This window comes from Burkholderia humptydooensis (assembly GCF_001513745.1).
Classification (GTDB): Bacteria; Pseudomonadota; Gammaproteobacteria; order Burkholderiales; family Burkholderiaceae; genus Burkholderia; species Burkholderia humptydooensis.
Window position 1 is genome coordinate 1380283 of the sequence record NZ_CP013380.1, and the last position, 11644, is coordinate 1391926.

Below are 11644 nucleotides of genomic sequence, written 5' to 3' on the forward strand. Positions count from 1 at the left end.
AACCCCCGCGCGATCCGGCTGCAACAAAAGCAATGCCGTCCCGCGCGGGACGGCATTGGCGACAGGCAAAACGGCTCGCCTATCGGGACATCATGTTCATGCCGACGTTGTGCATGACCCAGACCGTGCCGAAGATCAGGATCAGCGCGGTCAGCACCGTGTAGCTGAACGCCATCACGTTCCAGCGCTGGCTCGATGACGTGTTCATGTGCAGGAAGTACACGAGGTGCACGACGATCTGCACGGCGGCGAGCACGGCGAGCGACACGAGCGCCTCGCGCGGCGGCAGCACGCCGCCCATCACGAGGCCGAACGACGCGGCCGTGAGCAGCACCGACAGCAGGAAGCCCGCGATATAGCCGCCGACGGTGCCGTGCGCTTCATCGCCGTGGGAAGGATGCGAATGGGCCATTTAGATCACGCTCGCAAGGTAGACAAAGGTAAAGACGCAGATCCAGACGATGTCGAGGAAGTGCCAGAAGAGGCTGAGGCAGGTGAGCCGGCGGATGTCGCGCTCGGTCAGCTCGGGGCGGCGCAGCGCCTGCGCGGCGAGCACGACCATCCACAGGAGGCCCGCCGTCACGTGCAGCCCGTGCGTGCCGACGAGCGTGAAGAACGACGACAGGAACGCGCTGCGCTGCGGGCCCGCGCCCTCGGCGATCAGGTGCGAGAACTCGCGCAGTTCCATCGCGAGGAACGCCGCGCCGAGCACGAACGTCACCGCGAGCCAGCCGAACACCGCGCCGCGCTGCCGCTTGTGCGCGCCGATCATCGCGAAGCCGTACGTGATGCTCGAGAGCAGCAGCGCGGCGGTTTCGAGCGCGACGCCGGGAATGTCGAACAGATCCCGGCCGGTCGGGCCGCCCGCGAACTGGTTGCCGAGCACCGCGAACGTCGCGAACAGCGCGGCAAAGAGCACGCAGTCGGTCATCAGGTACAGCCAGAAGCCGAACACCGAATGCGACGGCGGATGATCGTGCGATGCCGCGTGGTCGAGCATCATCGTGTTGTGCGACATCAGTTGACCTCCAGTTCGACTTCGGCCGGCTGCGCGGCAACGCGCGCGCCGGCGCGCTTTTCTTCGATCTTGCGGACGGTGTCGGCCGGGATGTAGTAGCCGTCGTTGTCGCCCGCGCTATACAGGACTACCGTCGCGACGATGCCGACGAGCGACGCGATCGCGAGCCACCAGATATGCCAGACGAGCGCGAAGCCGAGCACGAGGCTGAGCACGCCGATGACGAAGCCCGCACCCGTGTTCGACGGCATGTGGATGTCCTGGTAGACGACGTTCTTGCCGGCGCCGATGCCGATGCCGTGCTCCTTGCGGTATGCGAGCTCGTCGAGCGCGTGCACGGTCGGGATCACCGCGAAGTTGTAGACGGCGGGCGGCGACGACGTCGCCCATTCGAGCGTGCGGCCGCCCCACGGGTCGCCCGTCGTGTCGCGATAGCCGGGCTCATTGCGGTTGCGCACCGCAACCCACACCTGCGCAACCTGGTGCAGCACGCCGATCGCGATCAACGCGACGCCGCACGCGGCGACGATGAGCCACGGATGCCATGCGGGGTTGTCGTAGTGGTTCAGGCGGCGCGTCATGCCCATGAAGCCGAGCACGTAGAGCGGCACGAACGACACGTAGAAGCCGATGAACCAGCACCAGAACGCACGCTTGCCGAGCTTTTCGTCGAGCTTGAAGCCGAACGCCTTCGGGAACCAGTAGTGGAAGCCGGCGAGATAGCCGAACACGACGCCGCCGATGATCGCGTTATGGAAGTGCGCGATCAGGAACAGGCTGTTGTGCAGCACGAAGTCCGCGCCCGGAATCGCCATCATCACGCCCGTCATCCCGCCGAGCGTGAACGTCACCATGAAGCCGATCGTCCACAGCACGGGCGCGGTGAACTCGATGCGGCCGCGGTACATCGTGAACAGCCAGTTGAAGATCTTCACGCCGGTCGGGATCGCGATCACCATCGTCATGATCCCGAAGAACGCGTTCACGTTCGCGCCCGAGCCCATCGTGAAGAAGTGGTGCAGCCACACGAGGAACGCGAGCACCATGATCACGCACGACGCATAGACCATCGTCTTGTAGCCGAACAGCGGCTTTTTCGAGAACGTCGCGATCACTTCCGAATAGATGCCGAACGCGGGCAGCACGAGGATGTACACCTCCGGATGGCCCCACGCCCAGATCAGGTTCAGGTACACCATCGCGTTGCCGCCGGCGTCGTTCGTGAAGAAGTGCATGCCGAGGTAGCGGTCGAGCGCGAGGAGGGCGAGCGCAACCGTCAGGATCGGGAACGTCGCCATGATGAGGACGTTCGAGCAGAGCGCAGTCCACGTGAACACGGGCATCTTCATCATCGTCATGCCGGGCGCGCGCATCCGCAGGATCGTCACGAAGAAGTTGATCGCGGTGATCAGCGTGCCGACGCCGGATATCTGCAGCGCCCACAAATAGTAATCGACGCCCACGCCCGGACTGAACTGCAACTCCGACAGCGGCGGATACGCGAGCCAGCCCGTCTGCGCGAACTCGCCGACGATGAGCGACACGTTCATCAGCAGAGCGGCGACGGCCGTCATCCAGAAGCTCAGCGAGTTCAGGAACGGGAACGCGACGTCGCGCGCGCCGATCTGCAGCGGCACGATCAGGTTGAAGAGCCCGACGAGCAGCGCCATCGCCATGAAGAAGATCATGATGACGCCGTGCGCGGTGAAGATCTGGTCGTAGTGGTGCGGCGGCAGATAGCCGGGGCCGTTGTACGCGAGCGCGAGCTGCAGGCGCATCATCACCGCGTCCGCGAAGCCGCGCAGCAGCATCAGCACTGCGACGATGATGTACATCACGCCGATCTTCTTGTGGTCGACCGACGTGAGCCACTCGGTCCATAGCCATTTCCAGCGCTTCGTGTAGGTCAGCGTGCCGACGACCGACAGCGCGACGAGCGCCATGAACGCGGCCGCGCCCATGACGATCGGCTGATCGAACGGGATGGCAGAAAGCGTCAATTTACCGAACATGCATTACCCCTTCGTCCGACAGGCGGCGTCCGTCAGGTCGAGGACGTGGCCGTTGTTGTACTTCGCGATGATGTTGTGAAAGAGCCGCGAATCGACCGTCGAGTAGTAGCGCACGGGCTGCTTCTCGCTCGGCTGCGCGAGCTGGCCGTATGCGGTCATGTCGAGCCGGTCGGCCGATGCGCGCACCTTCGCGACCCAAGCGTCGAACGCGTCGCGCGATGTCGCGAGCGTGCGGAACTTCATGTCCGAGAAGCCGCGGCCGCTGTAGTTCGCGGAAATGCCGGCGAAATCGCCCGGCTCGTCGGCGATCAGGTGCAGGCGCGTCTGCATGCCGGCCATCGCGTAGACCTGCGTGCCGAGCTGCGGAATGAAGAACGAGTTCATCACCGAATCGGACGTGATCCGGAAATTGATCGGCGTGCCGACGGGCACCGCCAGTTGGTTCACCGAAGCAATGCCGAGATCGGGATAGACGAAGAGCCATTTCCAGTCGAGCGCGACGACCTCGACGTTGATCGGCTTCACCGACGATTCGAGCGGCCGGTACGGGTCGAGCGCGTGCGTCGTCTGCCACGTGAGGATGCCGAGAAACAGGATGATCAGCGACGGAACCGTCCAGATCACGATCTCGATCGCGGTGGAATGCGCCCACTTCGGCGCGTAGGTCGCGTTGCGGTTCGATGCGCGGTAGCGCCACGCGAACAGCAGCGTGAGGAGGATCACCGGCACGACCACGATCAGCATCGCCCACGTCGACGTCGCGATCAGCGACTTCTCCGCGGCGCCCACCGCGCCTTTCGGATCGAGCACGTGCAGCTCGCTGCATCCGGAAAGTCCCGCGACGAGCCCTAATCGCAGGATCGCGGACGCTCTACTCGTTATTCTTCGGACCATTGAATTTGCCTGAGTTGTGATGAAGCGGGCCTACCGAGGCGCCGAAACGCATTCGGCGCATGCGATGCGACATCCAGTCGCTTTGGCGGCGGAATGTAGCGGAAATCCGCGGGGCGCATGTTGACGATTCGCAAACAACAAGTAGGGCAAGGTCTTGATCTGCGTTCAGACGAACCCGATGCGAGACGAAAATGCGCATCGGAACGCGGTACCGGAGAAAATGCCGACGCGCCGGGCGCGCGCCGCGCACGCGCGCCCGCGGCCCGGCAATCTTGTGCTGAATCAACGGGAATGAAGATCGGCGAGCGAACGGCGGCCGCGGCATGTACCTTCGAAGAGGCGACCCGTCAGGCCGCGTCCCGAATCACGAACCATTCCGTCCTTCCGATGCAAGACCTTTCAACCGAGCTGAAACCCGAGCTGAAGCTCGACGATCCGTTCGTCGATGCCGTTCACGCGGAATTCGTCCAGTTGCTCGACGCAGCCGCGCGCGCGGACGACGCGCATTTCCTGCAGGCGTACGACGCCTGGATCGATCACTGCCGGCAGCACTTCGAGCGCGAAGAGCGCTGGATGGCGAGCACGAAGTTCGGCCCGCAGTATTGCCATGCGGCCGATCACGACGAGGTGCTGAAGGTGGCGTCGGCCGTGCGCGACAAGGTTGCGCGCGACGCGCAATTCGAATTGGGCCGCCGGTTGCTGACGGAGGTATCGGAATGGTTCGACCATCACGTCCGGACGATGGACTCGATGATGGTCTCCCACCTGAAGATGCTGAACTTCGTGATGGTCGACGCGCCGACCGAGGTCTGAAGCGATTCCGCTTTCGTCGATCGCGACATCGCGAGGGCCAGGGCGAGGGCGCGGCGCTCGGCCGCCGCGTCCGCGCGGGACGAACGCGCAGCGGCGATCGGCATTCGGGCGCGAGCCTTCAGCGCGCTCGCGCGATCGATTTCGACGGCATCGCGACCGTGAATTCATGCATCTTCTCGGCCGGGCTCAATCCGTTCTTCGGCGGCGGGCCGACGAGATCCGCGAGCGTCGCGCCGTCGAGTTCCTTGAAGTACGCGCGCAAGGCGCTGTCGAGCAGCCGCTCGAGCCGGCATTTCGCGGCGAGCATGCACGTGTTCGTGTTCCGGTCGAAGCACTCGACGAGGCGGAAGTCCGTTTCGGATGCGCGAATCACGTCGCCGATGCCGATGCGCGCGGGCGGCATCGCGAGGCGTACGCCGCCGCCCCGGCCGCGCGTCGTCTCGAGCGTGCCCTGGCGTGCGAGGCTGTTGACGATTTTCGTCAGGTGATTCTTCGACACGGCGTGGCGTTCGGCGAGCTCCGCGATCGTGATGAGCCGATCCGGATTCGCCGCGCAGTACATCAGCACGCGCAGCGTGTAGTCCGTGTATTCAGAGAGTCGCATACGTGGCAAAAAGATGCGTGTCTTATGTTGCTGTCGAGTGTGGCGCGCTATAACATGCTCAATATATGCACTTTATATAGTGAACGGCTGCATGTTGCAAGCCGGGCGAACGCTGTGCGCGTCTTCCGGCGAATGGCGGGCGTTCCGCACCGGTCGCGCGCCGCGTCTTCCTCCTTCAAGGACCATGGCTCGAAGAGCGCGCGGCCGATTCGTTCGAATGGACGTATCTGGAGGCGGGACCGTCGCAGTGGCGCGTGCAGATCGCGAAGCGCGACGGCGGGTTCGGACGCGACGCGGGCGAAAGCTGCTGCCCGGGCGGCGGCTGCGGCGGTTAAGACGCACGTCGCGACGGGATGCGGCGCGGTGCCCGCGGGCGGCGCCGCGTCAGAGACCGAGCGTCAGCATCGCCGTCTCCGACATGCGCGACCGGTCCCACGGCGGATCGAACACCATGTCGACGTTGACTTCGCCGACGAACGGCAGCGCGAGCACCTTGTCGGCGACTTCGTCGGCGAGCGTTTCGCCCATTCCGCAGCCGGGCGCGGTCAGCGTCATCCTGATCGACACTTTCACGCGGTCGTGCTCGGCAGGCTCGATCGTGCAGCCGTAGATCAGCCCGAGCTCGACGATGTCGACCGGGATCTCCGGGTCGTAGCAGGTCTTCAGCGTCCGCCAGACGAATGCTTGCGCGTCGTCGGGCGACACGGGGCCGTCCGGCGCGTCGGCCGGCTCGGGCGGCGGCCTGCCGATCGCGTCGGCGTCGTCGCCGCGCAGCCGCACCATCTGGCCGCCGACGACGAGCGTGAAGTTCGTGCCGAGCGCCTGCGTGATGTCGGCGACGGTGCCCGCGGGCAAATCGAGCGGCGCGCCGGACGGCACGCATTCGACCCGCACCCGCCGCCGCAGGACGACTGCTTCTCTCGAATGTCTCATGATGCGCGCGGCTCCGCTTCGGAAGGGGCGGCCACGCGCGTGTCGAGCGCGTGCGCGAGCGCATGCCAGCCGAGCAGCGCGCATTTGATCCGGCTCGGGTAGCGTTGCACCGCGACGAGGCTCTCGAGCTTGCCGAGAGACGCTTCGTCGTGCACGGCCTGGCCGGTGAGCACCGCGCGGAAACGCTGCTGGAGCTCGCGCGCGGCTTCGACGTCACGCCCGATCACGGCCTCGGTCATCATCGACGCGGACGCGATGCAGATCGCGCAGCCGTGGCCGTCGAAGCGGATGTCGCCGATCCGGCCGCCTTCGATGCGCAACTGGACTTTCAGATCGTCGCCGCATTGCGGATTGTGTCCGCGCGCTTCGTGCGTCGGCTCGGCAAGCCTGCCGAAGTGGCGCGGCGCACGCTTGTGCTCGACGACGAGCTCCTGATAGAGCGTGCTTTGCGCATCATCGGGAACGGTGTGGGACGCAGCCGGATTCATCTCAGTACCTTCAGTGCTTGCGCGACGCCCGCGACGAGGCGCTCGACTTCGTCGTGCGTGTTGTACAGCGCGAACGACGCGCGCGTCGTCGGCCCGCAGCCGAGCCGGTCGAGGAGCGGCTGCGCGCAGTGAAAGCCCGTGCGCACGGCGATGCCGCGCTCGTCGAGCAACGTGCCGATGTCGTGCGGATGCGCGCCGTCGGCGACGAACGACACGATCGCCGACGGCGTGTGCGGCGCGAGTACGGTCACGCCGTCGAGCGCCGCGAGGCCCGCCGCCGCGTGCGCGCGCAGCGCGCGCACGTGGGCGTCGATGCGGGCGCGGCCGATCGCGTCGATATAGTCGGCGGCGGCCGCGATTCCGACCGCGCCGGCCACGTTCGGCGTGCCGCCTTCGAGCCGCGCGGGCAGCGCGTCGAACGTCGCGTCCGTCTCGCCGACCCAGCTCACCATGTCGCCGCCGAAGCGCAGCGGAACGAGCCGCTCGAGCGCGTCCCGGCGGCCGACGAGCGCGCCCGTTCCCATCGGCCCGTACATCTTGTGGCCGGAGAACGCGGCGAAGTCGCACGCGAGCGCCGACAAGTCCGGCACGTCGTGGCCGACCGCCTGTGCGGCGTCGAGCACCGTCAGCGCGCCGGCCGCTCGCGCGATGGCGAGCAGCGCTTCATAGGGCGGCCGCTCGCCCGTCGCGTTCGAGCACGCCGTGACCGCGAACACGCGCGTGCGCGGCGTCAGCAATCGTTCGAGATCCCGCACATGCAGGCGGCCTTGCGGATCGGGATGCAGGATTCGTAGTTGCGCGCCGCAACGGCGCGCGGCCATCTGCCACGGCACGAGATTCGCGTGATGCTCGAGCGCGCTGACGACGATCTCGTCGCCTTCCTGCAGCACGGCGCGCGCGTGGCCCGCGAGCGACAGCCCGTGCGCGACGAGATTCAGCGCATCGGTCGTGCCCGACGTGAAGACGAGCAGGTGATCGTCGCTCGCGCCGACGAAGCGCGCGAGCGTGTCGCGCGCGCGCTCGTAAGCGTCGGTGGCGCGCTGGCTGAGCGTGTGGACGCCGCGGTGAACGTTCGCGCGGTCGCGCTCGTCGAAGCCGCGGATCGCGGCGAGGACGGGCTGCGGCACGTGCGTCGTCGCCGCGTTGTCGAGGTAGGCGAGCGGCGCGCCGTTCACGCGCTGCGCGAGCGCCGGGAACGCGCTCGCCATCGTGGCCGAACGCAGCGTGTCACCCATGATGCGCCTCCGCTTGTTCGGCGAGATGCCGGGCGACCTCGCGCGCGAGCAGCGCGTCGCCGCCGAGCGCCTCCAGCCTGCCCGGCGTGTCGATGCCGCGCGCGAGCGCCGCGTGCGCCATGCCCGCGACGATCATCGCCAGCGCGTCGCGGCGAGCGAGGCCGCGCTGGCACGCGTAGAAGAGCGCGTCGCCGGGCAGCGCGCCCCACGTCGCGCCATGCGCGGCCTGCACGTCGTCGTGATGAATGTCGAGATGCGGCCGCAGCACGACGCGCGGCTCGCCGCCCGTCGGAATGCCGCTCAGGCGTTGCCGGAGGTCGGCGCCCGACGCGCCGGCGGCGATCGACGAGAACGCGTTCGCGACGATCTGCGCATGGCCGCTCGCGAGCGCGAGCGTATCGATCGCGCTTTGCGTATTCGGCGACGCATGCATGGCGCGCACCTGCTGTTCGAGCTTCGCATGCGCGGACGCGAACAGCGCGCCGGATGCGCGGCCCAGCGCGCGCTCGCCGCGCAGATCGAGCACCGTGCGTTGCAGGTGGTACTCGCTGCCCGACGCGAGCAGCGATTGCCGGTATTGCGCGTCGCGCTCGAGCCGCACGTGCACATGATGCGAGATCCGGTCGCGTGCGCCGGGCGTCGCAACGCGCAGATGGTCGAGCGACGCGCCGGCGCCGAGCCGCACGTATGCATGCAGGTTCTGCGTGATCGGGCCGTCGCGGCCGGCGGCATCGTGCTCGTGCGATTCGACGAGCACGCAATGCCCGCCGGGCAGCACGTCGATCACGACAAGCGGCGCTTCGACGCTCGCCTGCGGCAGCAGCCGCAATTGCAGCATCACGGGCGCGCGATGCGCTGGGCCGCTGCCGACGCGCAGACGCAAGCCTGCTTCGCACAGCGCGCGATGTGCCCAGAAAAACGGTGCGGCGTCGTCTTCGGACGACGTCGGCAGGTCTGCGAACAATGCGGCGCGCTCGGCGCAATCCGCGGCGCTGAGCCAGCATGCGTCGACCTGTTCGAGCGAGCCGGAGCCGACGGGCGCGAGCAGCCAGCCGGCGTGCGCGGCGGCGCGCGGCGGTTGGGCCGCGCGCGCGTGGCCGGCTTCGCCGCCGAGCCATGCGTCGGCCGCGGGCGGCGGCAGATGGCGGAACGATTCGTTGCGGCGCGAGATCCAGCCGTGTTCCGCGAGCCGCGTTCGCGCGGCGATCCGTTCGGTGTCTGTCGTCGTCATCGTGTCAGGCCTGCGCGAGCGCGTCCGTGCGAACGAAGCCCTTTGCCGCGATGTCGCGGGCGAGGGCGAGGTCGCCGGATTCGGCGATGCGCCCGCGATCGAGCAGCAATACCGCATCGGGCGCGAGCGATTCGATCATCTGCAGATAATGCGACACGATCACGAACGCGGTGCCTTGCTCGCGCAGCCGGCCGATCAGGTCGACCGCCGCGCGCACGCCGTCGACGTCCATCCCCGAGTCGATCTCGTCGAGCATCGCGAGCCGCGGGCGCAGCAGCGCGAGCTGCAACAGCTCGTTGCGCTTGCGCTCGCCGCCCGAGAAACCTTCGTTCATCGAACGGTTGAGCATCGCGTCCGGCAGCCCGACGCGCGCGGCGGCCGCGCGCGCGTCGCCGAGAAAGTCGAGCGCGTCGAGCGCGGTGTCGCCGCGCGCCTCGCGCACCGCGTTGAGCGCCGTGCGAATGAAGAGATTGTTTTTCACGCCGGGAATGTCGGGCGGCGCCTGGAACGACAGGAACAGGCCGGCGCGCGCGCGCTCCTGCACGCTCATCGCGAGCAGGTCCTGCCCGCCGAACCGCACGTGGCCGTGCGTCACGCGATACGCGGGATGGCCCGCGAGCGTCATGCCGAGCGTGCTCTTGCCGCTGCCGTTCGCGCCCATCAGCACGACGAGCGCGCCTGCCGGCACGGCGAGCGACACCGATTGCAGCACGCGGCGCTTCGCGACGTCCACGCTCAGGTCGAATGCCTGCAGCAAGGGTTCGGATCGATTCATGGTGATTCCTTCGTTCGTCATGGGTGGGGATCAGCCGACGGCGCCTTCGAGCGACACCGCGAGCAACGCCTTCGCCTCGAGCGCGAACTCCATCGGCAGCGCTTCGAGCACCGCCTGGCAGAAGCCGCCGACGATGAGCGCCGCCGCTTCCTGCGGATCGATGCCGCGCTGCTGGCAATAGAAGAGGCGATCTTCGGAGATGCGCGTCGTCGTCGCCTCGTGCTCGACGACGGCGTCGCCGCGCGCGCTCTCGACATACGGGAACGTGTGCGCGCCGCATCGCGGGCCGATCAGCAGCGAGTCGCACTGCGTATGGTTGCGCGCGCCTTCGGCCGTGCGCGCGACGCGCACGAGCCCCCGGTAGCTGTTCTGCGCGCGGCCCGCGCTGATGCCTTTCGAGACGATCCGGCTGCGCGTGTTGCGGCCGAGATGGATCATCTTCGTGCCGGTGTCGGCCTGCTGGCAGTGGTTCGATACGGCGATCGAATGGAACTCGCCGCTCGATTCGTCGCCGCGCAGCACGACGCTCGGATACTTCCACGTAATCGCGGAGCCCGTCTCGATCTGCGTCCATGCGATCCGCGAGCGCGCGCCCGCGCAGAGCCCGCGCTTCGTCACGAAGTTGTAGATGCCGCCGACGCCGTTCGCATCGCCCGGATACCAGTTCTGCACGGTCGAGTACTTGATGTGCGCGTCGTCGTGCGCGACGAGCTCGACGACGGCCGCGTGCAGTTGGTGCTCGTCGCGCTGCGGCGCCGTGCAGCCTTCGAGGTAGCTGACGTGACTGCCGGGCTCGGCGATGATCAGCGTGCGTTCGAACTGGCCGGTGTTCTGCGCGTTGATCCGGAAGTACGACGACAGCTCCATCGGGCAGCGCACGCCTTCCGGCACGTAGACGAACGAGCCGTCGGAGAACACGGCCGAGTTCAGCGCCGCGTAGAAATTGTCGGCGGGCGGCACGACGGTGCCGAGATAGCGCTCGATCAGCTCGGGGTGATGCTCGACCGCGTGCGAGAACGAACAGAAGATCACGCCCGCTTCGGCGAGCTGCTCGCGAAACGTCGTGCCGACCGACACCGAATCGAACACCGCGTCGACTGCGACGCCCGCGAGCCGGGCGCGCTCGTGCAGCGGCACGTTCAGCTTCTCGTAGGTTTCGAGCAGCTTCGGGTCGAGGTCGTCGAGGCTCTTCGGGCGGTCCTTCAGCGATTTCGGCGCCGAATAGTACGACTGCGCCTGGAAATCGATCGGCGCGATGCGCAGCTTGCCCCAATCGGGCGGCGACATCGCGAGCCAGCGCTCGAATGCGGCGAGCCGCCATTTCAGCAGGAACGCCGGTTCGCGCTTGCGGCGCGAGATCTCGCGAACGACGTCTTCGTCGAGGCCGGGCGGCAGCGAGTCGGATTCGATGTCGGTCACGAATCCGTGCCGATACGTTTGTTCGAGCGCTCTCGCGAGCGGCGTGGGTTGATCGACGTTGAGCATGGGCGAATCCGTGTAGAGCAGGGCGGCCGCCTCCGTGCGATTCGATGTGCAACGCGCGGCGCGACTCGGTTCGGTCTGTAGCCTTAATTGTGGTATATATTATGCATCTATTTGGCGGGCCGCAAGCTGCGGGATGGAGACCCTGCTTCGAGTCGT

At 67.3% G+C, this 11644-nt stretch carries 13 protein-coding genes and 1 pseudogene; 2 read left to right on the forward strand and 12 right to left on the reverse strand.

Annotation, left to right across the window (positions count from 1 at the left end; genetic code table 11):
• Positions 1-79: 79 nt before the first annotated feature.
• From cyoD to AQ610_RS38060, 5 genes are read right to left on the reverse strand one after another with little or no spacing between them, the layout of a single operon-like run.
• Positions 80-412, reverse strand: a complete 333-nt coding sequence (cyoD, locus tag AQ610_RS06385) for a cytochrome o ubiquinol oxidase subunit IV (RefSeq protein WP_006025861.1) — start codon at positions 410-412, stop codon at positions 80-82.
• Positions 413-1018, reverse strand: a complete 606-nt coding sequence (gene cyoC / locus AQ610_RS06390; RefSeq protein ID WP_006025862.1) for a cytochrome o ubiquinol oxidase subunit III — start codon at positions 1016-1018, stop codon at positions 413-415. It abuts the gene before it with no gap.
• Positions 1018-3030 (reverse strand): cytochrome o ubiquinol oxidase subunit I, encoded by a 2013-nt coding sequence (cyoB, locus tag AQ610_RS06395; protein WP_006025863.1) that lies wholly within the window; start codon positions 3028-3030, stop codon positions 1018-1020. The genes cyoC and cyoB overlap by 1 nt, the downstream gene beginning before the upstream one ends.
• A 3-nt stretch (positions 3031-3033) precedes the next feature.
• On the reverse strand, positions 3034-3924 hold the full coding sequence (cyoA, locus tag AQ610_RS06400) for a ubiquinol oxidase subunit II (RefSeq protein WP_045554828.1): 891 nt from the start codon (positions 3922-3924) through the stop codon (positions 3034-3036).
• Positions 3909-4058 carry a ubiquinol oxidase gene (locus AQ610_RS38060; RefSeq protein WP_308411141.1) on the reverse strand — a complete coding sequence of 50 codons (150 nt, stop codon included), beginning with the start codon at positions 4056-4058 and terminating at the stop codon, positions 3909-3911. Before AQ610_RS38060 ends, cyoA begins: the two co-directional genes overlap by 16 nt.
• Positions 4059-4311: 253 nt before the next feature.
• On the opposite strand from AQ610_RS38060, the gene AQ610_RS06405 reads away from it, so the two are divergent.
• Positions 4312-4737 (forward strand): bacteriohemerythrin, encoded by a 426-nt coding sequence (locus AQ610_RS06405; protein ID WP_009913077.1) that lies wholly within the window; start codon positions 4312-4314, stop codon positions 4735-4737.
• 118 nt (positions 4738-4855) lie between these two features.
• Here the strand turns inward: AQ610_RS06405 and AQ610_RS06410 are convergent, their stop codons facing one another.
• On the reverse strand, positions 4856-5341 hold the full coding sequence (locus AQ610_RS06410) for an RrF2 family transcriptional regulator (RefSeq protein WP_006025866.1): 486 nt from the start codon (positions 5339-5341) through the stop codon (positions 4856-4858).
• A gap of 91 nt (positions 5342-5432) precedes the next feature.
• Between AQ610_RS06410 and AQ610_RS31760 the strand changes: the two are divergent.
• Positions 5433-5676, forward strand: a pseudogene (locus tag AQ610_RS31760) (hypothetical protein).
• 49 nt (positions 5677-5725) lie between these two features.
• Here AQ610_RS31760 and sufT read toward each other — a convergent pair.
• Genes sufT through sufB form a run of 6 tightly spaced genes read right to left on the reverse strand, consistent with a single transcriptional unit; the run spans position 5726 to position 11488 of the window.
• Positions 5726-6274, reverse strand: a complete 549-nt coding sequence (gene sufT / locus AQ610_RS06415) for a putative Fe-S cluster assembly protein SufT (RefSeq protein ID WP_009913074.1) — start codon at positions 6272-6274, stop codon at positions 5726-5728.
• Positions 6271-6762 carry a Fe-S cluster assembly sulfur transfer protein SufU gene (gene sufU, locus AQ610_RS06420; RefSeq protein WP_006025868.1) on the reverse strand — a complete coding sequence of 164 codons (492 nt, stop codon included), beginning with the start codon at positions 6760-6762 and terminating at the stop codon, positions 6271-6273. Before sufU ends, sufT begins: the two co-directional genes overlap by 4 nt.
• Complete coding sequence (locus tag AQ610_RS06425) at positions 6759-7997, reverse strand: aminotransferase class V-fold PLP-dependent enzyme (RefSeq protein WP_009913073.1); 1239 nt, start codon at positions 7995-7997, stop codon at positions 6759-6761. Before AQ610_RS06425 ends, sufU begins: the two co-directional genes overlap by 4 nt.
• Complete coding sequence (locus tag AQ610_RS06430) at positions 7990-9228, reverse strand: SufD family Fe-S cluster assembly protein (RefSeq protein ID WP_006025870.1); 1239 nt, start codon at positions 9226-9228, stop codon at positions 7990-7992. The genes AQ610_RS06425 and AQ610_RS06430 overlap by 8 nt, the downstream gene beginning before the upstream one ends.
• 4 nt (positions 9229-9232) lie before the next feature.
• Positions 9233-10003, reverse strand: a complete 771-nt coding sequence (gene sufC / locus AQ610_RS06435; RefSeq protein ID WP_043282398.1) for a Fe-S cluster assembly ATPase SufC — start codon at positions 10001-10003, stop codon at positions 9233-9235.
• 30 nt (positions 10004-10033) lie between these two features.
• Positions 10034-11488, reverse strand: a complete 1455-nt coding sequence (gene sufB / locus AQ610_RS06440) for a Fe-S cluster assembly protein SufB (RefSeq protein WP_006025872.1) — start codon at positions 11486-11488, stop codon at positions 10034-10036.
• Positions 11489-11644 lie beyond the last annotated feature (156 nt).